Source organism: Paracoccus sp. PARArs4, from assembly GCF_947311865.1.
Classification (GTDB): domain Bacteria; phylum Pseudomonadota; class Alphaproteobacteria; order Rhodobacterales; family Rhodobacteraceae; genus Paracoccus; species Paracoccus zeaxanthinifaciens.
Map to the genome: position 1 here is coordinate 44,679 of NZ_CAMZMW010000002.1, position 25,276 is coordinate 69,954.

Below are 25,276 nucleotides of genomic sequence, written 5' to 3' on the forward strand. Positions count from 1 at the left end.
TCGCGATGGATCGTCTTGCCGTCTATCGGCGGGATCTGGACGGGCTTGCGCGATTGTCGCGCAGGCGCGTGCTGTCTCACCGCCAGGGGATCGACTTCTCGTCCAACGACTATATCGGGCTGGCGCAGTCGCCGCGCCTGGTCGCCGCGGCCCGCCGGGCGCTGGATGCGGGCGTCCCCGTGGGCGCGGCCGGATCGCGCCTGCTGCGCGGCCAGACCGAGGCGCAGGCCCGGTTCGAGGATGTCGCCGCCCGCTTCTTCGGGGCCGAGGCGGCACTGGGCTTCGGTGGCGGCTATGTCGCGAATTTCGCCGTCCTGACCACGCTGCCGCAGCGGGGCGACCTGCTGCTGATGGACGAGCTGTCCCATGCCAGCACCCACGAGGGCGCCCGCGCCGGCAGGGCCCAGGTCGCGACCTTCCGTCACGGCGATGTGGGCCATGCGGCCGACGTGATCGCGGACTGGCGCGCGCAGGGCAATACCGGCGCGGTCTGGATCGCGGTCGAGAGCCTCTACAGCATGGATGGCGATCGCGCGCCGCTGGACGAGCTGATGGCGCTGGCCGACGAACACGGCTTCCTGATGGTGGACGAGGCCCATGCGACCGGCGTCTTCGGCCCGCAGGGGCGCGGTCTGGCCCATCACCTCGAGGGTCGCGACAACGTCGTCACGCTGCACACCCTGGGCAAGGCGCTTGGCGGATCGGGCGCGCTGATCTGCGCCTCGCGGGTGTTGATCGATTTCCTGGTGAACCGCTGCCGTCCGTTCATCTTCGCCACCGCGCCCTCGCCGCTGATGGCCGAGGTCGGTCTCGAATCGCTGGCGATCCTGCGCGACGAGCCCTGGCGCCAGGCCGTGCTGCAGGGGCATATCGACTGCTTCGGCGCGGAAATCGCCCGCCGCCTGCCGCATCTGCGCGTCAGCGGCAGCCAGATCGTGCCGCTGATCGTGGGCCAGAACGCGCCCACGATGGAACTGGCCGCCGCCGTCCAGTCGCGCGGCTTCGATCTGCGCGGCATCCGCCCGCCGACCGTCCCCGAGGGCACGTCGCGGCTGCGCCTGTCGCTGACGCTGAATGCAAGCCGCGCCCAGGTGATCCGCCTGGCCGAACTGCTGGAGGAACTATGGCCCGATTCGTGATCACCGCGACCGGAACCGATGTCGGCAAATCCGTCTTTGCCGCCGGTCTGTGCGGCCTGATCGGCGCGGATTACTGGAAGCCGGTGCAATCGGGGCTGGCGGGCAACGTGCCGAACGCGGCCCCCGTCGCGGGCGGCGCGGCCCAGATCGGCAGCGACCGCGCCGAGGTCGAGCGCCTGTCGGGCGCGACCACCCATCCCGAAGCCTTCCTGCTGCGCCAGCCCCTGTCGCCCCATCGCGCCGCCGAACTGGACGGCGTGAGCATCGACCTGGACGCGCTGACGCCCCCCGATATCGACCCGCTGGTGATCGAGGGGGCGGGCGGCGCGATGGTGCCCGTCACCCGGCAGGTGATGTTCGCGGATCTCTTCGCGCGCTGGAACCTGCCGGTCGTCCTGGTCGCGGGCACCGGCCTCGGGACGATCAGCTACAGCCTGACCGCCATCGAGAGCCTGCGCGCCCGCGGCGTTCCCATCCACGGCGTGGCCTTCGTGGGCCATCCGAACGACGACAACATGGCGACCATCGGGCAGGTGGGGCAGGTGAAGGTCCTTGGCCGCCTGCCGATCTTGGACCGGCTGGACCGCGACACGCTGTCCGCCGCGATGGCCGCGAATTTTTCGCCCGAGGATTTTGCATGAGCATCGACGGCGCCGTTTGGCATCCCTTCTTCCAGCACGGAACCGAACCCGAACCGCCCCGCGCGATCAGCACCGAGGGCGCCTTCATCGAAACCGATCGCGGCAGGCTGCTGGACGCGGTCAGCAGCTGGTGGGTCGTCACCCACGGCCACAACCACCCCCGCATCGCGCAGGCGATCCGCGAGACGGCGGGCAACCTGGACCAGGTGATCTTCGCCGGTCTGACCCACGCCCCCGCCGAGGAACTGGCCGAGGCGCTGGTCGGCATGGCCCCCGAAGGCCTGAGCCACGTCTTCTACAGCGACAGCGGATCGACCGCGGTCGAGGTCGCGCTGAAGATGGCGCTTGGATACTGGCGGCACGAGGGCGACGGCCGCCACCGCATCGCGGTGATCGAGGACAGCTATCACGGCGACACGATCGGCACGATGAGCGTGGGCGAACGCGGGGTCTTCAACGCCGCCTACGATCCGCTGATGTTCGCGGTGGACCGGCTGCCCTTCCCCTCGGGCGACGGTGCCGAGACCCTGCGCGCCTTCGAGGAGATGGCCGCATCGGGCCGGATGGCCGCGCTGATCGTCGAGCCGCTGATCCTGGGCGCGGGCGGCATGCGCATGTATGGCGCGGACGTGCTGCGCGGCATGCGCGAGATCTGCGACCGCCACGACGTGCTGATGATCGTGGACGAGGTGATGACCGGCTGGGGCCGCACCGGACGGCTGTGGGCCTGCGACAATGCGGGCATCGCGCCCGACATCATGTGCACCTCGAAGGGGCTGACGGGGGGCGTCATCCCGCTGGCGGCGACGCTGGCCAGCCGCCGCATCTTCGACGCGCACCGCTCGACCGACCGGCGGCGGACCTTCTACCACTCGAGCAGCTACACCGCGAACCCGATCGCCTGCGCGGCGGCGCTGGCGCAGGTGCGGCTGTGGCAGGAAAGCCCGATGCAGGAGGTGCTGGACCGTCTGGGCGACTGGCAGGCCGAGCGGCTGGCAAAGCTGGCCGCCGATCCGCGCTTCGAGAATCCGCGCAGATGGGGCACCGTGGCGGCCATCGACATGAAGGTCCCCGAGGGCGGATACCTGTCCGAGGCGGGGCCGCGCCTGCGCGCCCATGCGATGGATCGCGGCGTCCTGCTGCGCCCCCTGGGCAATACCTGCTACGTGATGCCGCCCTATTGCGTGACCGAGGCCGACCTGGACCTGGCCTGGGACGTCATCGCGTCATTCGACCTCTAGGTCGATCCAGACGGGCTTGCGGTGGGATGCCAGTCCCGCCGCATCGGCCAGCGGATCGTCCGGCGCGGGCCAGAAGACGCCCGCATCCACGACCTCGAGATCCTTGGCGGGCAGGATATAGTCCAGCCGCAGGTTCCCCGGTTCGCGGTCGTATTCGGCCGTGTCCATTGCCGCATCGCCCGAATGATCCGCGTTGGGCCCGTCCTGCGGCGGCTGGAAGGCCCCGCGCGGCTGCGGGTCCTGCGTGACCTCCAGCATGCGCAGCAGGGCCGAGGGGTCGCCATCGCCATCCGACAGGTCCACGTTCAGGTTGCCGATCACCGCGAAGGGCGCATCGGGCAGCCGGTCCAGCCAGAAGGCCAGCTCGTCATGGTTGCGGGGGATGTTGCGATCCTCGAAGGCGGGCGGGGTCGCGGACATCGCCAGCAGGTGCAGCGGTCCGTCGGGCGTCTTGACGACCGCATCCCAATGCGCGGTCGTGGACAGCCGCTGGATGTCGCCGTTCGGCCCGTCCGGCATGCGGTTGCCGTCCATCCCCTGCCACAGAAGGCCGGTATAGTCCGCGACCGGACCGATGGGCCAGCGCGCCAGGATCGCCATCCCCGCCTGTCCGGTGAAATCGCCATAGCCCTGCGCGTCGCGGGCCTCGCCCAGGCGGCCGTTGCCGTCCATGTCGCGATCGGTCGCGGCGCCCGTGTTGGGGCGGGCGGCAAAGCGGTGCGGCATGGGGTGGCCCATCTCGGCCAGAAGGTCGCCGAAGGCGATCAGGGCGCGCCCTTCCAGGTCCCAGTCGAAGCCGGTCAGCAGGATCGCGTCGGGTTGCAGATGCGCGATCACGCGCGCGGCGGCCACGACCTGTTCCTGCCGGGCGGCGATGTCGCGCAGCAGAAGCCCCGGCCCCTGTCGCGTCAGGCCGGGGTTCCATGTCGCAAGCCGCACCGGATCGGCCGCGACGGGCGCGGCCATCAGCGCGGCAAGGGCGATCGCCCTCAGATCCAAGGGCGCGCCTGTGCCATGCGGCCCTCGAAATCGTCGATGGCGGGGGCCTTTTCCATGGTCAGCCCGATATCGTCCAGGCCGTTCATCAGGCAATGCTTGCGGAACGGGTCGATGTCGAAGCCGAAGACCTCGCCGTCCGAGGTGGTGACGGTCTGGGATTCCAGGTCGACCGTCATGCGCGCGTTGGCGCCCTTCTTCGCGTCCTCCATCAGGGCATCGACGGCGTCCTGCGGCAGGACGACGGGCAGGATGCCGTTCTTGAAGCAGTTATTGAAGAAGATGTCCGCGAAGCTGGTCGAGATCACGCAGCGGATGCCGAAATCCAGCAGCGCCCAGGGCGCGTGCTCGCGCGACGACCCGCAGCCGAAATTGTCGCCCGCGACCAGGATCTGGCTGTCGCGATAGGCGGGCTGGTTCAGCACGAAGTCGGGCAGCTCGTTTCCGTCGCGGTCATAGCGCATCTCGTCGAACAGGTTGATGCCCAGGCCCGACCGCTTGATGGTCTTCAGGAACTGCTTGGGGATGATCATGTCCGTGTCGATATTGACCAGCGGCATGGGTGCGGCGATGCCGGTCAGGGTGGTGAACTTGTCCATGGGACCTCACATGTTGGTGCTGCGGCTTTCGGTCGGCATTGCGCGGGGATAGACATCCCGGGGGGCAAGCGACGGAAGGCGCGGATGACGTTGAACGAACTGACGGCCTGCGTGGCCGAACGCTGGAGCCCCGCGATCGGCGATCCGCAGATCACGGGCTGGGTGACGGTCGCGGCCTATGTCGTGGCGGCGCTGATGTCCGCCGCCGTCTGGCTGCGCCTGAAGGGCAGGCGGGGCCGCGTCTTCTGGGCGATGGTCGCGCTGCTGCTGGCGGCGCTGGCCGTCAACAAGCAGCTGGACCTGCAAAGCGCGCTGACCGCCGCCGGGCGTTGCCTTGCGCGGGCGCAGGGCTGGTACGGCGAAAGGCGGCTGGTGCAGCTGGGCTTCATCGCCGCGCTTGGGGGCGTGATGCTGGCCGGGCTGATCGCCATGACGCTCAGCCTGCGGGGACGCCTGCGCCGGAACGGGCTGGCGCTGACCGGGCTGGTGATCGTCACGGGCTTCGTGATGATGCGCGCGGCCAGCTTCCACCACATGGACCACCTGATCGGGATGCGCGCATTCGGCGTGCCGAACAACTTCCTGTTCGAGAATGCGGGCCTTGTCCTGATCGCCCTGAACGCGGCCGCCCTGCTGAGACGCAGGGACGTTCCGGCAGGCGGGGCCTGACCGGAACGCGCGCTGCGCTGCATGGGTGCGGGCGGGCATCGCCGTCAGGCCGGTTCGTGCGAGAATTCGCGCACGTCGACCAGCCGACCTGCCACGCCGGCGGCGGCGGCCATTGCCGGGCTCATCAGGTGGGTGCGGCCCTTGTAGCCCTGGCGCCCCTCGAAGTTGCGGTTGCTGGTGGCCGCGCAGCGTTCGCCCGGTGCCAGCTGGTCGGGGTTCATGCCGAGGCACATGGAACAGCCCGCAAGCCGCCATTCGAAGCCCGCATCCTTGAAGACGGTGTCCAGGCCCTCTTCCTCGGCCTGGGCGCGGACCAGGCCCGATCCGGGTACGACCATGCCGCGCACGCCCTGGGCCAGCTTGCGCCCACGCAGCACGTCGGCGGCGGCGCGCAGATCCTCGATTCGGCCATTGGTGCAGGACCCGATGAACACCGCGTCGATGGCGATGTCGGTCAGGGCCATGCCGGCCTTGAGGTCCATGTATTCCAGCGAACGGCGCGCCGCGTCGATCTTGCCGCCCGCGAAATCCTCGGGGGCGGGGACGGTGGCGGTGATGGGCAGCGCGTCCTCGGGGCTGGTGCCCCAGGTGACGGTGGGGGCGATATCCTCGGCGCGGATGGTGACGACCTTGTCGAAATGCGCGCCGTCATCGGAATGCAGCGTGCGCCACCAGGCCAGCGCAGCATCCCACTGGGCGCCCTTGGGGGCGTGGGCGCGGCCCTTCACATAGGCGAAGGTGGTCTCGTCCGGGGCGATCAGGCCCGCGCGGGCGCCACCCTCGATCGCCATGTTGCAGATGGTCATACGACCTTCCATCGACAGGTTGCGGATCGCCTCGCCGCAATATTCGATGACATGGCCGGTGCCGCCCGCCGTGCCGGTTTCCGCGATGATGCGCAGCACGATGTCCTTGGCGGTCACGCCGGGGGCGAGGCGGCCGGTGATCTCGACCTTCATGTTCTTCGATTTCGACTGGATCAGCGTCTGCGTGGCCAGCACATGTTCCACCTCGGAGGTGCCGATCCCGTGGGCCAGCGCGCCGAAGGCGCCATGCGTCGCGGTGTGGCTGTCGCCGCAGACGACGGTCATGCCGGGCAGGGTCCAGCCCTGTTCGGGGCCGACGATATGCACGATCCCCTGGCGGATGTCGTTCACCGGATAGTAATTCACCCCGAAATCGCGGGCGTTGCGGTCCAGCGCATCGACCTGGATGCGGCTTTCGGCGTTGTCGATGCCGTTCTCGCGGTCCAGCGTGGTCGGCACGTTGTGGTCGGGCACCGCGATGGTGCGTTCGGGCGCGCGGACCTTGCGGCCGGTCATGCGCAGACCCTCGAAGGCCTGCGGGCTGGTCACCTCGTGGACCAGGTGGCGGTCGATATACAGCAGGCAGGTGCCGTCCTGCTGGCGGTCCACCACATGGGCGTCCCAGATCTTGTCATAGAGCGTGCGCGGGCCCACGGAATCGTTCGTCGTCATGGCTGATACTTTCGGCTGTGTCGTTCTGGCTTGGCTGGTCTGGCGGGCGCCCATGCGGGCAGGCCCCGGTGGCCGGATCAGCCCCGGGCGGTGACGCCTAGCGTCTCGCCATAGAACCGCGACGGAAGTCGGGCGCGGTCGTGGATGTCGAAATACCGAAACATGCGGCGAAAATAAGTCCGAGACTCGGGCAATGGCAAGCCTTTAGCGTGGGAAAAGGAAAATGATCGGTGCGGAACGCGAGGTTCCCCCGCAACATTGTTCCAAAGGGAAGGGAGGGATTTCCTTGGAGGGCATGGATCCGGACGTCTCGGCGCTGGCCATGGCGCTGCACGGGGCGGCGCTGCGCATCATGGGCTTCGTCGATTCGATGCTGCTGCCGATGCGGCTGTATCAGCTGGCGGCGATCGCGGGGCTTCTGGCGCTGTCCTGGCTGGCGGCGCGCGCCCTGTCGCCGCGCTGGACCGGCTGGCTGCGCAGCCGCGAGGGCTGGCCCCGCTGGCGCCTGCGGGTGGGGCTGCTGCTGGACCGGCGGCTGACGCTGATCCTGTTCGCCATCGCCGCCTGGATCGTCGTCGCCATCATGCGAGAGATCACCTGGCCTTCGCGCAGCCAGCTGATCGCGCTGGCGGCGGCCATCGCCACGGGCTGGGTCGCGATCTTCTTCGTTGCGCGGATCATCCGCAACGCCTTCCTGCGCAGGCTGGTGACATGGGGCGCGTGGATCTGGATCACGCTGCTGCTGCTGGGCCTTCTGGACGAAACGACGGGGGCGCTGGACCGGCTGGCCGTCTCGTTCGGGGATTTCCGGCTGTCCGCGCTGACGGTGCTGAAGGGGCTGATCATCACGGGGCTGATGATCGCGGGCGCGCGGATGGCGTCGCGGCTGCTGGCGGGGCGGCTGGCGCGCAGCTCCGACATCTCGCCCACGATGCGGGTGCTGACGGCCAAGCTGATCCAGGTGGTGCTGTTCAGCCTTGCGATCGTGATGGGCCTCAAGGCGGTCGGGTTCGACCTGACGGGGCTTGCGGTCTTTTCGGGCGCGGTCGGGGTCGGCCTGGGCTTCGGGCTGCAGAAGGTGGTGTCGAACCTGGTGTCGGGCGTCATCATCCTGCTGGACAAGTCGATCAAGCCCGGCGACGTCATCAGCATCGGCGACACCTTCGGCTGGATCGAGGAGCTGGGCGCGCGCTATGTCAGCGTCGTCACCCGCGACGGCAAGGAATACCTGATCCCGAACGAGGACCTGGTGACGGGGCAGGTGGTCAACTGGTCCCACAGCGACGATTTCGTGCGGATCGAGCTGACCTTCGGCACCTCGTATGACGACGATCCGCACCGGGTCAGCGAACTGGCGATCGAGGCCGCGGCCTCGGTTTCGCGGGTCATGGCGGATCGCAGGCCGGTCTGCTGGATCAACGGTTTCGGCGACAGCAGCATCGACTATGTCCTGCGCTTCTGGATCGCGGATGCGCAGGGCGGGCTTGCGAATGTGCGCGGCAAGGTCTTCCTGGCGCTGTGGGATACGTTCAAGGCGAACGGCATCCAGATACCCTTTCCCCAACGTGAGGTCCGGATTCTTGGCCCAAACACGGCGAATCCCGGCCCGAAGGCCCAAGAAACGCCCGCTGGCGATTGAGATGGGGCGAAAAGATGCTACATTGGAACCATCCCTTGCGCCGGGGGCGATCGGCGCGCTGACCGGAGGATATGACCCTGTCCCAAGACGTCCCGTCGGCCCAAGGGCCGGCTACCGATAACGCGAAGGAAGCGCTGAGCAGCGACCAGGTTCTTTCGCTCGTCCTGACCTCGCTCGATGACGACAAGGCCGAAGAGGTCGTCAGCATCGATCTGCGCGGCCGCTCGGCCATGGCCGATCACATGGTGATCGCTTCGGGCCGCAGCTCGCGTCAGGTGGGCGCGATCGCGGAGAAGCTGGCCGAACGCGTGAAGCACGCCACCGGAACCACGCCCCGGATCGAGGGCAAGGATGCCGGTGACTGGGTGCTGATCGACACGGACGACGTGATCGTCCACGTGTTCCGCCCCGAAGTGCGCGAGTTCTACCAGCTGGAAAAGATGTGGATGCCCGCAGACGCGCTGAGCCGCGTTCGCGACGGCGCCCGGCCCCAGGCCTGAGGCCATGCGCATCGACATCGTCGCCGTGGGGCGGTTGAAGAAGGGCCCCGAGGCGGCGTTGGTCGCGGATTACCTGGACCGGTTCGCCAAGACCGGTCGGGCACTGGGCCTGCCGCCCGTCGGCGTGACCGAGGTCGAGGACCGCAAGGGCCTTGGTCAGTCCGCCGAGGCCGAGCTTCTGGCCCGTGCCATCCCGCCGGGCGCCGCTGTCGTCATGCTGGACGAACGCGGCGACCAGCCCACCTCTCCCCAGTTCGCGGAACGCATCGCCGGATGGCGCGACGGCGCGCGCGACATCTGCTTCGTCATCGGCGGCGCGGACGGGCTGACGCCCGATCTGCGCGCGCGCGCGGACTGGCAGATCAGCTTCGGGCGCATGGTCTGGCCGCACATGATGGTGCGCGTGATGCTGAGCGAACAGATCTATCGCGCGGCGACGATCCTTGCGGGAAGCCCCTATCACAGGGTGTGATCGCCGGGTCGGTTGCCGCGCAGGTCCCGCCCGCGTATGCATGTGGAAAATCGCGAGGCAGACATGACCAAACCCGTTGTTCTTTGCATCCTCGATGGCTGGGGCCTGTCCGCAAGGCCCGACCAGAGCGCGCCCGACCAGGCGGCGACGCCGAATTTCGACCGGCTGATGCGGGACTGCCCCCATGCGACCCTGACGACCTTCGGCCCCGATGTCGGCCTGCCCAAGGGGCAGATGGGCAATTCCGAGGTCGGCCACACCAATATCGGCGCGGGCCGGGTCGTGGCGATGGACCTTGGCCAGATCGACCTTGCGATCGAGGATGGCAGCTTTGCCCGCAACGACGCGCTGCAGGGCTTCATCGCGAAGCTGAAGGAGACCGGCGGCACGGCGCATCTGATGGGCGTCGTCTCGGACGGGGGGGTGCACGGGCATGTCGAACATGTCCGCGCCGCGATGAAGGCGGTGGCCGAGGCGGGCGTGCCGGTGGTCCTGCATGCCGTGACCGACGGCCGCGACGTGGCCCCGCAATCCGCGATGGATTTCGTGACCGCGCTGGAGGCCGACCTGCCGCAGGGCGCGCGGATCGGCACCGTGATCGGGCGCTATTTCATCATGGACCGCGACAACCGGTGGGACCGGGTCGAACGCGCCTTCCGCGCGATCACCACGGGCGAGGGCGAGGATGCGGGCAGCGCCCAGGAAGCCGTCGCCGCCGCCTATGACCGCGACGAGACCGACGAGTTCATCACCCCCTTCGTCATCGACGGCTTCAACGGCGCGCTGGACGGGGACGGGTTCTTCTGCCTGAACTTCCGCGCCGACCGCGCCCGAGAGATCCTGAGCACGCTGGCCGATCCCGATTTCGCGGAATTCGACGTCTCGGCCCGGCCCGAATGGGCGCAGGTGCTGGGCATGGTCGATTACAGCCAGGATCACGACCGCTTCATGAAGACGGTCTTTCCCAAGAAGCAGGTCGTCAACACGCTTGGCGCCTGGGTCGCGTCCAAGGGCCTGCGCCAGTTCCGCCTGGCCGAGACCGAGAAATACCCCCATGTCACCTTCTTCCTGAACGGCGGCAAGGAAACCCCCGAACCGGGCGAGGATCGCCACATGGCCCCCAGCCCGAAGGTCGCCACCTATGACCTGCAACCCGAGATGTCGGCCGCCGAGGTCTCCGAGAAGCTGGCCTGGGGCATCGACCAAGGCTATGACCTGATCGTCGTGAACTTCGCCAATCCCGACATGGTGGGTCATACGGGCAGCCTCTCCGCCGCCGCGCGCGCCTGCGAGGCGGTCGATCAGGGCCTGGGCATGATGCTGGAGGCGCTGGACCGCACGGGCGGTGCCGCCGTCATCTGCGCCGATCACGGCAATTGCGAAACCATGGTCGATCCCGACAGCGGCGGGCCCCATACCGCGCACACGCTGAACCCGGTGCCCGTCATCGTCTATGGCGCGGCGCCCGGGATCTCGGTCCGCGACGGGCGGCTGGCCGATCTGGCGCCGACCGTGCTGGACCTGATGGGGCTGGACCTGCCGCCCGAGATGACCGGGGAAAGCCTGATTTCCGAATGAAGCCCCTTCTTGCACTGACGCTGGCCGTCGCGCTTGGCCTCGGGTCGGGGGCGATGGCGCAGACCGCATCCCAGGCTGTCGACGATGCCGAAGAGGCCGCGGCCCTGCTGCGGGCCGCCGTGGCCGAGCTGCCCAAGGCGGTCGAGGCCGACGACCAGGTCGTCGCCATGACCGACGTGATCCGCGCCTACGAGCTGGGGCTGTCCGCCCTGCGCGGGGGCCTGCGGCAGGCCAGCCTGCGCGAGGCCGAGCTGCGCGACCGTTTCGAGGCGCAGCGCGGCCAGCTGAGCCGCGTCCTGGGGGCCATGACCTCGATGCAGGACAGCCCCGAAAGCGCGATGCTGCTGCATCCGGCGGGCGCGCTGGCCAATGCGCGGTCCGCCATGATCCTGTCGGACGTGACGCCGGGCCTGCGCGCCCAGGCCGAGGATCTGCAGACCGACCTGGACGAGATCGCGACCGTGCGCGAATTGCAGGCCAACGCGGCGGGGATGCTGGAGACGGGCCTCGCCTCGGTCCAGGAGGCACGCCGCCTGCTGGTCAGCGCCTCGGGGGATCGCAGTTCGATGCCCGCGCGATATGGCGAGGATCCGGCCGAGCTGAGCGCCCTGCAGGAGGCGGCGGCCACGCTGGACGAGTTCGCGTCGGGCATCGCGCGGATGGAGACCGATATCGGCGCGCCGATGGAGGATTTCGAGGGCGCGCAGGGCAGCCTGCGCCTGCCGGCCATCGGGACCATCCTGCGCACCTATGACGAACCCGACGCCGCGGGCGTCAGCCGTCCGGGCTGGGTCATCGCCACCGCGCCCGCCGCGCTGGTCCAGACGCCCTGGCCCGCCACGATCCGCTATCGCGGGCCCTTCCTCGATTACGGCAATGTGATGATCGTCGAGCCCGCGCGTGGCTATCTTCTGATATTCGCGGGCCTGTCGCAGGTCTTCGGAGAGGTGGGCGACGTGCTCAAGGCCGGGGACCCGGTCGGGCTGATGGGCGGGTCGGAAGCGCCCGCACAGGAATTCGGGTCGCAATTCGTGGCCGATGCCAAGGAGGGCGGCGCCGCAGGCCGCAGCGAGACGCTGTACCTGGAACTGCGCCGCGGAAACGAAACGCTGGACCCGGCGGAGTGGTTCGTGCTGAATCCCATCGTCGAGCCGCAACAGGACTGAGGCAAGGAAAGGCCGCATGAGACATTATCTGATCGCAGGGGTTGGGGGCGTGCTGGCAGGGTTCCTTGCGACCACCCAGATCGCCGCACCCCTTCTGGCGCAGGAAACCGACAGCGGCAGCTCGATCTACGAGCAGCTGGAACTGTTCGGCAACGTCTTCGAGAGGATCCGCGCGGATTACGTCGAGGTCCCCGACGACAAGGCCCTGATCGAGGCTGCGATCAACGGCATGCTCACCTCGCTGGACCCGCATTCGGGCTTCCTTGCGGCCGACGATTACAGCGACATGCAGACCCAGACGCGCGGCAGCTTCGGCGGCCTGGGCATCGAGGTCAGCCAGGAAGACGGCATGGTCAAGGTCGTGTCGCCCATCGACGACACCCCCGCCGCCGAGGCGGGCGTGCAGTCGGGCGACCTGATCACGCATGTGGACGGCGAATCGCTGCTGGGTCTGACCCTGGACGAGGCCGTCGACATGATGCGCGGCCCCGTCGGGTCCGAGATCACGGTGACCATCCTGCGCGAGGGCCGGACCGAGCCGTTCGACCTGACCATGACGCGCGACACGATCAAGCTGACCGTCGTGCGGTCGCGGGTCGAGGGCCATGCCGTCGTGCTGCGCGTGTCCACCTTTAACGACGAGACCTATGACACGCTGGAGGCCGAGCTGACCAAGGCGGTCGAGGAAGCGGGCGGGATCGACAAGGTCACGGGCTTCGTGCTCGACCTGCGCAACAATCCGGGCGGCCTGCTGAACCAGGCGATCAGCGTGTCGGATGCCTTCCTCGATGCCGGAGAGATCGTCAGCACCCGCGGCCGCCTGCCCGAAGAGAGCGAGCGCTGGAACGCCGAGGATGGCGATCTGGCCGAGGGCAAGCCGATGGTCGTGCTGATCAACGGCGGGTCTGCCAGCGCGTCGGAAATCGTGACCGGCGCATTGCAGGATCACCGCCGCGCCATCGTCGTGGGCGAGAAGTCCTTCGGCAAGGGCAGCGTCCAGACCGTCATGCCCGTGACCGCCGAAAGCGCGATCCGCCTGACCACGGCGCGCTACTACACGCCGTCGGGCCGCTCGATCCAGGCCTTGGGCATCCAGCCCGACATCCTGGTCGCCCAGCCCAGCCCCCGCCCCGAGGAAGAGGACGAGAGCCTGACCGAGAGCAGCTTCGGCCGGTCCGAGGCCGATCTGCGCGGCGCGCTTGGCAACGACATCAGCGACGAGGAGCGTCAGCAGATGGAGGAGGAGGCCGCCGAGGTCGAGGCCACCGCCGCCCTGCGCGACGAGGATTACCAGCTGGCCTATGCGGTCGACATCCTCAAGGGTCTGGCCGCCGTCAGCTTCAGCGCCGGACAGGTTCCGGACGATGCGACCCCCGCCGCCACGGGCGAGGGCAGCGCGGATGCCGATGGCTGACATGACCGAGGAACGGCTTGGCCCCGGCGGGCTGCCCTATCGCCCCTGCGCGGGGGTGGTGCTGATCGACGATCGCGGCATGATCTTTGCCGGACAGCGGCTGGACCGCCCCGGCGCGTGGCAGATGCCGCAGGGCGGGATCGATCCCGGTGAGACCCCGCAAGAGGCTGCGCTGCGCGAGCTGGTCGAGGAGACGGGCGTGTCGACCGACCTGGTCGAGGTTCTGGACCAGACGCCGGACTGGGTGTTCTACGATCTGCCCGAGGACCTGCTGGGCCGCGCCTGGAAGGGCCGCTTCGGTGGCCAGCGCCAGATCTGGCTGCTGCTGCGTTTCCGCGGGACCGATGCCGATATCCGCATCGACACGGATCACCCGGAATTCGACAGCTGGCAATGGATGAGCAGGGCGGACCTTCTGGACAGCATCGTGCCCTTCAAGCGGCAGGTCTATGCCGAGGTGCTGGACGCGTTCCGCGACCGGCTGGCCTGAATGAAAGACGGGCCCCGCGATCTGCGGGGCCCGAGTTTGCGATCACGACTTCTTCTGGCGAATGCCTTCGTTCTTGCAGAGGGTATCGGCGGCTTCGACGCTCAGGGCATCGGGACGAGAGATCGAGCGATCCCAGTCCGTCAGTCCCTTGGTATAAAGCTGGCAGGTCACGGGTCCCTGCGGGGTATCAATCGTTACAGGAGCGGTTTCGAATTGCTTGGGCGAACAGGCGGCCAATGCGCCCGCTGCCACGACCGAGAAAATTGCGATCTTGTTCACTGTCTAACCTCCGAACCCCTTAACATGGGGCAGTTAAATCACGTTCGGGTTGCATTCGCATCCGATCGAAAGGATATGCGGCAAGCAATCGGGATAGGTCGCAGCACCCAAAGGCTACGCCCTGTCGCCCGATTGTCTGCCCCAGCCATCTTCGAAGATCAGGCTGTCGAGGTCCAGCCGTTCCGCCCAGCCGCGCGCCTGAAGCTCGGGTTCCCGGTACAGTTCGCGGACATGGCCGATGCAAAGATAGGCAACCGGAACAACATGTTCGGGCAGGCCCAGCAGCGCGCGCAGGTCGTCCTGCCGGAAGATGCTGACCCAGCCGACGCCGATCCCCTCGGCGCGGGCGGCCAGCCACAGGTTCTGCACCGCGCAGACGGTGGAGTAGAGATCGGTGTCCAGATCATGCGTCCGGCCCAGCACATCGGGACCGCCCCGCGTCCGGTCGCAGGTGATGCACAGGTTCAGCGGCGCATCGAGGATGCCTTCCAGTTTCAACGAGGAGTAGAGTGGCTTGCGGTCGGGGAACCGGGCGGCGGCCTCGGAATTGGCGGTGCCGAAGGCGTCGTGCACGCGCCTGCGCAGGTCGGGGTCGCGGATCAGGATGAAGTTCCAGGGCTGCGACAGGCCGACCGAGGGCGCGTCATGGGCCGCCTGCAGCAGGCGGCGCAGGGTCGCGTCGTCGATCGGGTCGGGCAGGAACTGGCCGCGCACGTCGCGGCGCTGGCGGATCGCGCGATATACCGCCGCGCGATCCGATTGCGGGAACGGCCCCGCCGGGGCAGGGCCGTCGCCTGTCATTTGCGCAGCTGGTCCAGCAGGATCGAGGTCGGATACCCGTCGGGCGTCGCGCCGATGGAACGCTGGAACGCCGCGACGGCCTCCATCGTGCCCGAACCGAACAGGCCGTCGATCTCGCCGTCGTAGAAGCCGCGCTGGCGCAGGCGGACCTGGATCTCCTCGCGCTCGGAGGTGGACAGCGGACGGTCGTTGCGCGGCCATGCGCCCTGGATGTTCGACCGGCCCGCGATGCGTTCGCCCAGGAAGGCCACGCCAAGCGCATAATTGTCCGAGTTGTTGTAGCGCAGGATCGACCGGAAGTTGTCGAGGATCAGGAAGGCCGGACCCCGTGCGCCCGCCGGCATGATGATCGAACCGTTGCCCGAGGGCAGCGCGCCGCCGCCGATGCGGCGAACGCCCTGCGCGGCCCAGTCGCCGCGGCGGGTGCCCTTGCCGATCAGGCCCATGTTGAAGCCCGGCGGCAGCTGCACCTCGGCGCCCCAGGGCTGACCCGGCTGCCAGCCGTTGCGGCGAAGATAGTTGGCGGTCGATGCCAGCGCGTCGCTCGGGTCGTCGGACCAGATGTCGCGGCGACCGTCGCCCGTGAAATCGACGGCATAGTCCAGATACGAGGTCGGCATGAACTGGGTATGGCCCATCGCGCCCGCCCAGGACCCCAGCATGTGCTCGGGGTCGGTATCGCCCGCCTGCAGGATCTTCAGCGCGGCGATCAGCTGGTTCTGGAACATCTCGCCGCGGCGGCCGTCATAGGCCAGCGTGGTCAGCGAGGGGATGATCTGCATCTTGCCGCGGTTCGCGCCGAAGTTCGATTCCATCCCCCAGACGGCCAGCACGATCTCTCGCGGGACGCCATAGCGGGATTCGATCGCCGACAGGGTGCGCGACAGCTGGGCGTTCTTCTCTCGGCCCGTCTGGATGCGGGAATCCGACACGGCGCTGTCCAGGTACAGCCAGACCGGACGCGAGAATTCGGCCTGCTTGCGGTCCAGCCGGATCACGTCGGGATTGTAGCGCGCGATCCGCATGGCGCGGTCATAGGTCGAGGCCGAGATCCCCGAGGACAGCGCGCGGGGGCGGAAGCTCTGGACGAAGTTCTGCAGGCCGGCCTCGTCGCCGGGGCTGGCGGCGGGGATGGGGCTGGGCTGGACGCTGCTTGCCGGGCTGCCGACCGCCATGGGCGAGCGGCTGACCGGCCCCGCGCAGGAGGCCAGCGCCGCGATCATGGCGGTGGACAGGAAAAGACGTTGGATGCTCATCGGGTGTCGCCTGTTCGTTGACTGCTTCATTGGTTTTTGAAGAAGTCTAGCGAATCCGTGAGCCGTTGGATAGGGCGCAGCGCGTGATCAGACGTCGCGGGGATCGCCCTTCGCGCCGGGGAAATAGGGCTGCATCTGCGCGATCACGACGGAATCGTCGTCCAGCGCGCGCTGCATCAGCTCGCGTTCCTCGGGGCCGATCTCGTGGCCCTCTTCCTCGCGGTCCTCGGCGGTGCCGTGGCCCGACACGTCGAGGGGCGCAAGGCCCGCCTCCTTCAGGATGGCGACGGTCTCGCGGACGGCCTCGGCCTCGTCGCGGGCGGGGGTATAGCACAGCAGCGCCGCGCCCTCGCAGCCCTCGGGCAGGCCGTCATCCTGTTTGCGGCCGACCTCGACCAGAAGCGTATAGACCTGCATGGGACGCACCTTTCCTGACTTGCGTTCAGCGCGTGGGGAAACATGATGCGCGCCGAAGCGCAACCCCGCCCGGCGATCCCTGCTGAAACGGTTTCGCCACCGGGGCGTTGTTGCCGGGCACAGCGAAAGGACCTTTGCGATGACCCAACCGATGATGACCTTCAACGACGGCAACCGCATGCCCCAGCTGGGGGCCGGTGTGTTCCAGATCGCGAATGACGACACGGCGGGCGTGGTCGATGCCGCGCTGCGGACCGGATACCGCCTGATCGACGGCGCCGCCGCCTATAACAACGAACGCGGCATGGGCGAGGGGATCCGCAATTCCGGCGTCCCGCGCGATGAGATATTCGTCACCTCGAAGCTGTGGAACGACGCGCATGGCCATGACGCCGCGCTGCGCGCCTTCGACCAGACGATGGAGCGCACGGGGCTGGATTACCTGGACCTGTACCTGATCCACTGGCCGCTGCCCAAGCTGGACAAGTATGTCGAGACATGGAAGGTGCTGATCCGCCTGCGTGACGAGGGCCGCATCCGCTCGATCGGGGTGGCGAATTTCCACGAACCGCATCTGAAGCGCATCATCGACGAGACGGGCGTGACCCCGGCGCTGAACCAGATCGAGATCCACCCCTCGTTGAACCAGCCCGAGATGCGCGCCGTGAACAAGCGCTTCGGCATCGTCACCCAGAGCTGGACCCCGCTTGGCCGTGGCGACAGCTTCGAGGCCGCGCCCGTCAAGGCCGCCGCCGACCGCACCGGTCGCAGCGTCGCGCAGGTGATCCTGCGCTGGCATATCCAGCACGGCCTGTCGGTGATCCCGAAATCCGAACAGGAGAAGCGCCTGGCCGAGAATTTCGACGTGCTGGGCTTCGAGCTGACCGCCGACGAGATGGCGGCCATCGACAAGCTGGAGAACGACCACCGCACCGGCCCGCACCCCGACGAGTTCGACTATCGCGAGCCGCTCTGATCCAGCAGGCGGTTCATCAGGGGGCTGTCCGGTCGGGTCAGCCCCTCGATCACGTCGAAATGGTGGCGACCGGGGTCGATGACGCATTCGGTCGCCGCACCAAGCCCCGCCCATGCATCCGCCAGCAGCCGCGCCTGGCGGATGAACTCGGGCCGCTCGGCCCCGCCGACCCATGTGGTGACGGGCAGGGGCAGGGGCGTCAGCAGCGCGGGGCTTTCGGACAGCGCCTCGGACGGGTCGATGTTCAGCGTCTCGTTCATCGCGGTCCGCATCAGCGGGCGCAGATCCGACAGAGGAGAGATCGGCACGCAGGCCGTGACCCGCGCGGCCACCTCGCGGGGCAGCACGCCCTCGCAGACCATGCGCGCCGCAAGATGTCCGCCCGCCGAATGTCCGGTGATGGCGATGGGGCCGTCCACGCCCGCACCCGCGATGGCCTGCGCCACCTGCCGCGTCATCTGCGCGATCCGCGCCTTGGGGGCCAGCTCGTATCGCGGCATCAGGCAGGCCCAGCCACGCGCCAGCGCCCCGGTGGCAAGATGCGACCAGTCGCGTGGCCCGAACCGCATCCAGTAGCCGCCATGGATGAAGACCATCAACCCCTTGGGATCGTCCGGCAGGAACAGGTCGCCCGCGCTTTCGACGGGCGGATGCAGGTCGCGAAACGCCTGCGCTGCCGCCGTCCAGCGGGGCGGGTAATCCGCCGCCCCCGCGATATGCGCGCCATTGGCATAGGCGTCGTCCCAATCCGTCACCCGGTACAGCATCGCGTTCCCCCCTGTCGCGCAAACATTTCCGCTGCTAGCGTCCGCCGCAAGAGGGGGAAAAGACCATGACCGATTTCGATGCGACGCGCCGCGCGTTCCACCTGCCCGAAGGGGTGACCTATCTGGACGGGAACTCGTTGGGGCCGATGCCGCGCGTCGCGGCCGACCGCGTGGCCGCGATGATGTCCGACGAATGGTCGCAGATGCTGATCACGGGCTGGAACCGTGCGGGCTGGTATCGCCAGCCGCGCGATGTGGGCGACCGCATCGCACGGCTGATCGGCGCGGGCGCGGGGCAGGTCGTCATGGGCGACACGCTGTCGATCAAGGTCTTCCAGGCGCTGAGCGCGGCGCTGGCGATGCGCCCCGACCGGCGGGTGATCCTGTCGGACAGCGGGAATTTCCCCTCGGATCTCTATGTCGCCGAAGGGGTGGCGCGGGCGATGGGCGCGACCCTGCGCGTCGTCGCCCCCGAGGAGGTGGCGGCAGCGATCGGCGACGACATCGCGGTCCTGATGCTGACCGAGGTGGATTACCGCACCGGGCGTCGCCACGACATGGCGGACCTGACCGCGCGGGCGCATCGGGCGGGGGCGCTGACGGTCTGGGACCTTGCGCATTCGGCGGGGGCGGTCGATCTGGACCTGATCGGCGCGGATGCCGATTTCGCGGTCGGCTGCACCTACAAGTACCTGAATGGCGGGCCGGGGGCGCCGGCCTTCATCTGGACGCGGCCCGATCTGGCCGATGCCGCCCAGCCGATCCTGCAGGGCTGGATGGGGCATGAACGCCCCTTCGCCTTCGACGCCTCCTATGCCCCCGCCCCGGGGATCGAGCGGATGCGCGTCGGCACGCCCCCCGTCATCGCGCTGGCGGCGCTGGATGCGGCGCTGGACGTCTGGGACGGCGTGTCGATGGCCGATCTGCGCGCGCGGTCGATCCGGCTGACCGAAGCCTTCATCGCCGGGGTCGAGGCCGAATGTCCCGGACTGGTGCTGCATTCCCCGCGCGACCCCAGCCTGCGCGGATCGCAGGTGGGCTTCCGCCACCCGCAGGCATACGCGGTGATGCAGGCGCTGATCGCCGAAGGGGTGATCGGCGATTTCCGCGCCCCCGACGTGCTGCGCTTCGGCTTCGCGCCGCTCTATAACGACATGGACGATGTTGCCCGCGCGGTGGCGGTGCTTGCCCGGATATTGCGCGATGGCAGCTGGGACAGGCCGGATTTCCACCACAGGGCCGCGGTGACCTGACGGCGGGGGGCTTCCCATCGCCCGGATTTGGTTCCAGACATGGGGCCTATGCCGCCCTGAAGGTACGGACCCTTGCTGACAAGAACCATTCTGGCCGCGCTTCTTGCCGCGGCGACGGGACATGCCGCGCATGCGCAGGACGATGACGCGATCCGCGTGCGCATCGTCACCGCCGAGACCCGGCCCCTGACCATCGACATGCAGCTGACCGGCACGATCGAGGCCGTGGACAGCATCGCCCTCGGCTTCCGGCAGGGCGGTCGCGTGACCGAGGTGTCGGTCTCCGAGGGCGATCGCGTGAAGGCGGGGCAGGCGCTGGCGCGCGTGAACTCGGTCCAGCAGGACCAGGCGCTGAACGTCGCCGAGGCCGGCCTGACCGCCGCCCGCGCGGGCGAGGAGCAGGCCCGCCAGGCCAGCGAACGCGCCAGCGCCATGCTGTCGCGCGGGGTGGGCACGCGCGCGGCCCGCGACCAGGCCGAGCAGGCGCTCTCGCAGGCGCAGGGTGCGCGCGAACAGGCCGAGGCCCAGGTCGAGCAGGCCCGCCGCGCGCTGGAGGATACCGTGCTGACCGCCCCCGAGGATGCGGTCGTCACCTCGAAGGACATGGCGCCGGGGCAGGTGGTCGCCGCCGCGCAGCCGGTGCTGGGGCTTGCCACGCTGAACGGGCTCGAGGCCGTGTTCCACGTCGCCGACGATCCGCTGCTGGCCGACATGCAGGGCCAGTCCGTCCGGCTGGAGACGCTGGATGTCAGCCGCCCCGACATGACGGGCCGCGTGATCGAGGTCGCGCCCCTGGTCGATCCCGAGACCGGCACGGTGACGCTGCGGGTGCGGATCGACGACATGCCCGCCAGCACGGTGTCGCTGCTGGGGGCCTCGGTGCGGGGGCATCTGGACGTGGTGCGCGACGATGGCGTCGTCGTCCCCTGGGCCGCGCTGATGCGGCAGGGCGAGGGGCCGGCCATCTGGACCGTGGACGACGAGGACCGTGTGGCCCTGACCCCGGTCCGGATCGCGCATTTCTCGGACGGGGCGATCTATGTCTCGGAGGGGTTGGCGGACGGGCAGCGTGTCGTGGGCGAAGGCTCTCAGCTGCTCTATCCGGGGCGCAGGGTGCGCGCCGCCGAGGAGGGCGTGGAATGAGACATGCGATGATCCTTCTGGCCGCGCTTGCGGTCGCGACCCCGGCGGCGGCGCTGCAGCTGCCCGAATGGCTGGTGGGCAAGCCCGAGGCCCAGGAGGCCGGGCCGCCGCGTCCCGTCGTCAGCGTCCTTGTCGAGGACGGCCATGCCGATGACGGCTGGATCCCCGGCCTGATCCAGTCGCGCAACCAGGTGCAGATGGGCTTTCAGACATTGGGCCGCATGACCGAACGCCGGGTCGATCTGGGTGACCGGGTCGCCGCGGGCGACGTGCTGGCGCTGCTGTCGACCGAGGATCTTGCCGCGAACACCCGCGCAGCACGCGCCGCCGTGCAGGCCGCCGAGGTGCAGGAACGCACCGCCGCCGCCACGCTGGAACGGACGCAGGCGCTGGCCCGCCGCAACGTCGCCTCGAACGCGCAGCTGGAACAGGCCCAGCAGGCCGCGACCGCCGCGACCGCCGCGGTCGAGCAGGCCCGCTCGGAACTGCTGCAGGCCGAGGATGCCGAAGGATTCGCCCGCATGACCGCGCCCTTCGACGGCGTGATCAGCGCCGTCTACGAGACGCCGGGCACGGTCGTCGGTGCGGGCTCTCCGGTGCTGCAACTGTCGGGGGGGCAGGAAATCGAGGCGGTGATCGACCTGCCCGAGCAGTCGTTGATCGGCGTCGCGCCGGGGGCGCATTTCACCATCTGGCACCGGAACGACCCGGATCTGCAGGTCACCGCCGTCCTTGACCGGATCGATCCGGTCGCCGACAGCGCGACCCGGACCCGCCGCCTGTACCTGGCGCTGCCGCAGGACGAGCCCTTCCGGCTGGGTGCGCTTGTGCGCGTGCGCTTCGGCACCGCCGATGCGCCCATGTTGTCGCTGCCCATCGAGGCGCTGATCGACGACGATTCCGGGCGCTTCGTCTGGCGCGTGGACCGCGAGGGCCGCGATGCCCATGTGACCCGCGTCGAGGTCGAGGCCGCCGCCCCCTATCGCGGGCGCGTCTCGATCACCTCGGGGCTGGAGGCGGGCGACGAGATCGTCGTCCGTGGCGTGAATTCCCTGGCCGAAGGCCAGGCCGTGGCCCGGAGGCTGGAGCCGTGAACCGTTTCAACCTGTCGGACTGGGCGCTGCACCATCGCAGCTTCGTGTGGTTCCTGCTGATCGTGTCGATGATCGCGGGGGCCATCAGCTATGGCAATCTGGGCCGCGAGGAGGACCCGAACTTCACCATCAAGACGATGATCATCGGCGCGGCCCTGCCGGGTGCCACCATCGACGAGACGCTGAAGCAGGTCACCACCCGCATCGAGACCAAGCTGGAGGAACTGGACGACCTGGACTTCACCCGCTCGGTCACCACGCCGGGGCAGGCGGTCGTCTATGTGGAACTGGATCCGACCACGCGCGGCGATGCCGTGCCCGACGCCTGGAAGCGCGTCCGCGAGATGATGTCCGACATCCGCGCCGATTTCCCGCAGGAATTCGCGGGCTTCCAGTTCAACGACAATTTCGGCGACGTCTATGGCAACATCTATGCCTTCACCGCCGACGGCTTCAGCCCGCGCGAGCTGCGCGACCGGGTCGAGGATATCCGCAAGCAGGTGACCGCGCTGGACGATGCCGGCAAGGTCGAGCTGCTGGGCGAGCAGGACGAGCAGGTCTTCCTGGAATTCTCGGCCGCGCGGCTGGCATCGCTGGGCCTTGGCCAGCAGCAGGTCATCGCGACGCTGGCGCAGCAGAACGCCATCTCTCCGTCGGGGGTGATCGAGGTCGGCCCCGAGCGTGTCCTGGTGCGCGTGGGCGGCCAGTTCGAGGACGCCGAATCCATCGAGGCCGTGAACCTGCGCGTGGGCGAGCGGTTCTTCAACGTGGGCGACGTGGCCAATGTCCGTCGCGGATACAGCGATCCCCCGGATTCGCTGTTCCGCTATCGCGGGCAGGATGCCATCGGCCTTCAGATCGGCATGCGCGAGGGGGGCAACATCCTCGAATTCGGCAAGGATCTGGACGCCCTGATGGACGGCGTCGCCGCCGATCTGCCCGTCGGCATCGAGATGTCGAAATTCGCCGACCAGCCCCATGTGGTCGAGGATGCGGTCGGCCATTTCGTCAAGGCCCTGGCCGAGGCGGTCATCATCGTCCTGATCGTCAGCTTCGTCAGCCTCGGCTTCCGCGCGGGCTTCGTCGTGACGCTGACCATCCCGCTGGTGCTGGCGATCACCTTCGTGATCCTCGACCTCTACGGGATCACGCTGCAGCGGATCTCGCTCGGGGCGCTGATCATCGCCCTGGGGCTGTTGGTCGATGACGCGATGATCGCGATCGAGACGATGATCTCGCGGCTGGAGGTGGGCGAGAACCTGGGCGCGGCCGCAAGCTATGCCTGGAAATCCATCGCGTTCCCCATGCTGACCGGCACGCTGGTCACCGTCGCGGGCTTCATCCCGATCGGGCTGAACAGTTCGGCGGCGGGGGAATTCACCTTCTCGCTGTTCGTGGTGATCGCGGTGTCGCTGCTGATCTCGTGGATCGTGGCCGTGCTGTTCGCGCCGCTTCTGGGCGTGACCTTCCTGTCCGAGAAGATGGGCCATCACGACCACCAGCCGGGCCGCCTGCGCTTGGGCTTCCACCGCCTGCTGCGCGGCGCGATGCGCGCCAAGTGGCTGACCGTCGCGGTGACCTTCGGCCTGTTCATCGTCTCGGTCTGGGGCATGCGCTTCGTCGAACAGCAGTTCTTCCCGACCTCGGACCGGACCGAGGTGATCGTGGACGTGACCGAACGCCAGAACGCGTCCATCGCGCGCACCCGCGCCGACATGGACCGTATCGAGGCGACGCTGGCCGGGGACGAGGATGTCAGCTTCTGGACGTCCCATGTGGGCGAGGGGGCGCCGCGATTCATCCTGTCAATGGACGTGCCGACGCCCGGCCCGCATATGGGCCAGATCGTCATCCAGACCCCCGATCTTGCGGCCCGCGACCGGGTCAAGGACCGCCTGAACCGGCTGGCGCGCGAGCAGTTCCCGGGCGTCGACATCTACGTCAAGAACCTCGAGATCGGGCCGCCGGTCGGCAAGCCGGTGCAGTATCGCGTCTCCGCGCCCGACGCGGACGATGCGCGCGACGCGGCGCGCGGCCTGGCGACGGTGCTGTCGGACGAGCCGCGCCTGCGCGACATCGCGCTGGACTGGAACGAGCCCGCCCGCGTCGTGCGGCTGGAGGTCGACCAGGACCAGGCCCGCAGGCTGGGGGTGACCAGCGCCGACATCTCGGATGCGCTGTCGGGCCTGTTCAGCGGGGTGGGGATCACCGCGCTGCGCGACGACATCTACCTGATCGACGTGATCGCGCGGGGACAGGCATCGGACCGCAGCAGCATCGATTCGGTGCGGAACCTGCAGCTGAACCTGGCCGATGGGCGGACGATCCCGCTCTCGGCGCTGGTCTCGCTGGAATACGGCTCCGAACAGCCGCTGATCATGCAGCGCGACGGGTTGCCCACGGTGACCGTGCTGGCGGCCATCGCGACCGCCGACCAGCCCGCCACGCTGGTGACGGCGCTGGCCGATCGGGTGGCCGAATACCAGGCGGGCCTTCCGCCCTCGGTCAGGGTCGAGGTGGGCGGCACGGTCGAAAGCTCGGCCGACAGCCAGGAACCCATCGCGGCCGTGGTGCCGGTCATGCTGCTGGTCATGGCCTTCCTGGTCATGGTCCAGATGCAGAGCTTCCGCCTGTCGCTGATCGTCTTTGCCGCCGCCCCCCTGGGCCTGATCGGCGTGGTGGCGGTGCTGGTGCCCTTCGGCGTGCCGATGGGCTTCGTCGCGATCCTGGGGATCCTGGCGCTGGTCGGCATCCTGATCCGCAACTCGGTCATCCTGGTCCACGAGATCCAGGAACTGCTGCATCAGGGCCGCAGCCGGTGGGATGCCGTGTTCGAGGCGTCCGACAGCCGCGCGCGCCCGATTCTGCTGACCGCCGCCGCGGCCTCGCTGGCGCTGATCCCGATCTCTCGGCAGGTGTTCTGGGGGCCGATGGCCTTCGCGATGATGGGCGGCATCATCGCCGGCACGCTGATCACGCTGGTCTTCGTGCCCGCGCTGTACTGCGTGGTCTTCGGGGTGAAGCCGCCGCGCTGAGCATTCCTGCCCAAGGTTCGGCGCGGCAGGGCGCGCGCCGAACCTGATTACGCCGCCATCATGCCCCCCTGCCTGTTCGCTACATCGTGCAACCCCGATTCCCTTCCGGGGAATCGGACCGCATTCTTGCGGGAATAAATGGCGCGATAAGGTATTAAATTAATGAACATCCATTTAATTATCCTGCGCATAGTGAAATTACATAAACCTTAGGTAGAAATTACCAATTTATT

24 protein-coding genes are annotated in these 25,276 nt (G+C 68.6%); 16 read left to right on the top strand and 8 right to left on the bottom strand.

The window, feature by feature from the left end; all coding sequences use genetic code 11:
* Nucleotides 1–5: 5 nt before the first annotated feature.
* Genes QMZ16_RS01680 through QMZ16_RS01690 form a run of 3 tightly spaced genes read left to right on the top strand, consistent with a single transcriptional unit; the run spans nt 6 to nt 3,021 of the window.
* Entirely contained in the window at nt 6–1,139 is a 1,134-nt protein-coding gene (locus QMZ16_RS01680; protein ID WP_282601872.1) for an 8-amino-7-oxononanoate synthase, read from the top strand.
* Nucleotides 1,124–1,780, top strand: coding sequence for a dethiobiotin synthase (gene bioD / locus QMZ16_RS01685; RefSeq protein ID WP_282601873.1), 657 nt, complete (start codon nt 1,124–1,126; stop codon nt 1,778–1,780). The genes QMZ16_RS01680 and bioD overlap by 16 nt, the downstream gene beginning before the upstream one ends.
* On the top strand, nt 1,777–3,021 hold the full coding sequence (locus tag QMZ16_RS01690; protein ID WP_282601874.1) for an adenosylmethionine--8-amino-7-oxononanoate transaminase: 1,245 nt from the start codon (nt 1,777–1,779) through the stop codon (nt 3,019–3,021). Before bioD ends, QMZ16_RS01690 begins: the two co-directional genes overlap by 4 nt.
* Here QMZ16_RS01690 and QMZ16_RS01695 read toward each other — a convergent pair.
* Nucleotides 3,007–4,020, bottom strand: coding sequence for an endonuclease/exonuclease/phosphatase family protein (locus QMZ16_RS01695; RefSeq protein ID WP_282601875.1), 1,014 nt, complete (start codon nt 4,018–4,020; stop codon nt 3,007–3,009). The genes QMZ16_RS01690 and QMZ16_RS01695 overlap by 15 nt on opposite strands.
* Nucleotides 4,011–4,616, bottom strand: coding sequence for a 3-isopropylmalate dehydratase small subunit (gene leuD, locus QMZ16_RS01700; RefSeq protein ID WP_022706002.1), 606 nt, complete (start codon nt 4,614–4,616; stop codon nt 4,011–4,013). The genes QMZ16_RS01695 and leuD overlap by 10 nt, the downstream gene beginning before the upstream one ends.
* 84 nt (nt 4,617–4,700) lie before the next feature.
* On the opposite strand from leuD, the gene QMZ16_RS01705 reads away from it, so the two are divergent.
* Nucleotides 4,701–5,285: a hypothetical protein gene (locus tag QMZ16_RS01705; protein WP_282601876.1), complete on the top strand. Its 585-nt coding sequence runs from the start codon at nt 4,701–4,703 to the stop codon at nt 5,283–5,285.
* Between the two features lie 44 nt (nt 5,286–5,329).
* On the opposite strand, the gene leuC is transcribed toward QMZ16_RS01705, so the two are convergent.
* Nucleotides 5,330–6,763 carry a 3-isopropylmalate dehydratase large subunit gene (gene leuC / locus QMZ16_RS01710; protein WP_282601877.1) on the bottom strand — a complete coding sequence of 478 codons (1,434 nt, stop codon included), beginning with the start codon at nt 6,761–6,763 and terminating at the stop codon, nt 5,330–5,332.
* A gap of 295 nt (nt 6,764–7,058) precedes the next feature.
* On the opposite strand from leuC, the gene QMZ16_RS01715 reads away from it, so the two are divergent.
* The 7 genes from QMZ16_RS01715 (at nt 7,059) to QMZ16_RS01745 (ending at nt 14,022) form a co-directional block, all read left to right on the top strand.
* Nucleotides 7,059–8,402, top strand: coding sequence for a mechanosensitive ion channel domain-containing protein (locus QMZ16_RS01715; protein WP_282601878.1), 1,344 nt, complete (start codon nt 7,059–7,061; stop codon nt 8,400–8,402).
* Between the two features lie 71 nt (nt 8,403–8,473).
* Nucleotides 8,474–8,902, top strand: coding sequence for a ribosome silencing factor (rsfS, locus tag QMZ16_RS01720; protein WP_022705998.1), 429 nt, complete (start codon nt 8,474–8,476; stop codon nt 8,900–8,902).
* A 4-nt stretch (nt 8,903–8,906) separates the two neighbouring features.
* Nucleotides 8,907–9,374, top strand: coding sequence for a 23S rRNA (pseudouridine(1915)-N(3))-methyltransferase RlmH (gene rlmH, locus QMZ16_RS01725; protein ID WP_282601879.1), 468 nt, complete (start codon nt 8,907–8,909; stop codon nt 9,372–9,374).
* 63 nt (nt 9,375–9,437) lie between these two features.
* The gene (gpmI, locus tag QMZ16_RS01730) at nt 9,438–10,952 is read left to right on the top strand and encodes a 2,3-bisphosphoglycerate-independent phosphoglycerate mutase (RefSeq protein ID WP_028725490.1); all 1,515 of its coding nucleotides are present in this window, start codon (nt 9,438–9,440) and stop codon (nt 10,950–10,952) included.
* Entirely contained in the window at nt 10,949–12,118 is a 1,170-nt protein-coding gene (locus QMZ16_RS01735; RefSeq protein ID WP_282601880.1) for a peptidoglycan DD-metalloendopeptidase family protein, read from the top strand. The genes gpmI and QMZ16_RS01735 overlap by 4 nt, the downstream gene beginning before the upstream one ends.
* A 16-nt stretch (nt 12,119–12,134) precedes the next feature.
* A complete protein-coding gene (locus QMZ16_RS01740; protein WP_022705994.1) occupies nt 12,135–13,532 on the top strand; it encodes a S41 family peptidase in 1,398 nt (465 codons plus the stop codon).
* A gap of 1 nt (nt 13,533) precedes the next feature.
* Complete coding sequence (locus QMZ16_RS01745; protein WP_028725489.1) at nt 13,534–14,022, top strand: RNA pyrophosphohydrolase; 489 nt, start codon at nt 13,534–13,536, stop codon at nt 14,020–14,022.
* A 42-nt stretch (nt 14,023–14,064) separates the two neighbouring features.
* On the opposite strand, the gene QMZ16_RS01750 is transcribed toward QMZ16_RS01745, so the two are convergent.
* The 4 genes from QMZ16_RS01750 to QMZ16_RS01765 all read right to left on the bottom strand — a co-directional run bounded on the left by QMZ16_RS01750 (nt 14,065) and on the right by QMZ16_RS01765 (nt 16,775).
* Nucleotides 14,065–14,301 carry a hypothetical protein gene (locus QMZ16_RS01750; protein WP_282601881.1) on the bottom strand — a complete coding sequence of 79 codons (237 nt, stop codon included), beginning with the start codon at nt 14,299–14,301 and terminating at the stop codon, nt 14,065–14,067.
* Nucleotides 14,302–14,415: 114 nt separating this feature from the next.
* Nucleotides 14,416–15,102: a 5,6-dimethylbenzimidazole synthase gene (bluB, locus tag QMZ16_RS01755; protein WP_282601882.1), complete on the bottom strand. Its 687-nt coding sequence runs from the start codon at nt 15,100–15,102 to the stop codon at nt 14,416–14,418.
* Complete coding sequence (locus QMZ16_RS01760; RefSeq protein WP_282601883.1) at nt 15,099–16,358, bottom strand: lytic murein transglycosylase; 1,260 nt, start codon at nt 16,356–16,358, stop codon at nt 15,099–15,101. Before QMZ16_RS01760 ends, bluB begins: the two co-directional genes overlap by 4 nt.
* An 87-nt stretch (nt 16,359–16,445) precedes the next feature.
* Nucleotides 16,446–16,775, bottom strand: coding sequence for a hypothetical protein (locus tag QMZ16_RS01765; protein WP_040595457.1), 330 nt, complete (start codon nt 16,773–16,775; stop codon nt 16,446–16,448).
* Nucleotides 16,776–16,914: 139 nt separating this feature from the next.
* Here QMZ16_RS01765 and QMZ16_RS01770 point away from each other — a divergent pair, with 139 nt between their 5' ends.
* Entirely contained in the window at nt 16,915–17,751 is an 837-nt protein-coding gene (locus tag QMZ16_RS01770) for an aldo/keto reductase (protein ID WP_282601884.1), read from the top strand.
* Here QMZ16_RS01770 and QMZ16_RS01775 read toward each other — a convergent pair.
* Nucleotides 17,733–18,518, bottom strand: coding sequence for an alpha/beta hydrolase (locus tag QMZ16_RS01775; RefSeq protein WP_282601885.1), 786 nt, complete (start codon nt 18,516–18,518; stop codon nt 17,733–17,735). The genes QMZ16_RS01770 and QMZ16_RS01775 overlap by 19 nt on opposite strands.
* 65 nt (nt 18,519–18,583) lie before the next feature.
* On the opposite strand from QMZ16_RS01775, the gene kynU reads away from it, so the two are divergent.
* The 4 genes from kynU to QMZ16_RS01795 all read left to right on the top strand — a co-directional run bounded on the left by kynU (nt 18,584) and on the right by QMZ16_RS01795 (nt 25,043).
* Entirely contained in the window at nt 18,584–19,771 is a 1,188-nt protein-coding gene (gene kynU, locus QMZ16_RS01780; protein WP_282601886.1) for a kynureninase, read from the top strand.
* 72 nt (nt 19,772–19,843) lie between these two features.
* On the top strand, nt 19,844–20,914 hold the full coding sequence (locus QMZ16_RS01785) for an efflux RND transporter periplasmic adaptor subunit (protein WP_282601887.1): 1,071 nt from the start codon (nt 19,844–19,846) through the stop codon (nt 20,912–20,914).
* Nucleotides 20,911–22,008, top strand: coding sequence for an efflux RND transporter periplasmic adaptor subunit (locus QMZ16_RS01790; protein ID WP_282601888.1), 1,098 nt, complete (start codon nt 20,911–20,913; stop codon nt 22,006–22,008). The genes QMZ16_RS01785 and QMZ16_RS01790 overlap by 4 nt, the downstream gene beginning before the upstream one ends.
* Nucleotides 22,005–25,043 carry an efflux RND transporter permease subunit gene (locus tag QMZ16_RS01795; RefSeq protein WP_282601889.1) on the top strand — a complete coding sequence of 1,013 codons (3,039 nt, stop codon included), beginning with the start codon at nt 22,005–22,007 and terminating at the stop codon, nt 25,041–25,043. The genes QMZ16_RS01790 and QMZ16_RS01795 overlap by 4 nt, the downstream gene beginning before the upstream one ends.
* Nucleotides 25,044–25,276: the final 233 nt, after the last annotated feature.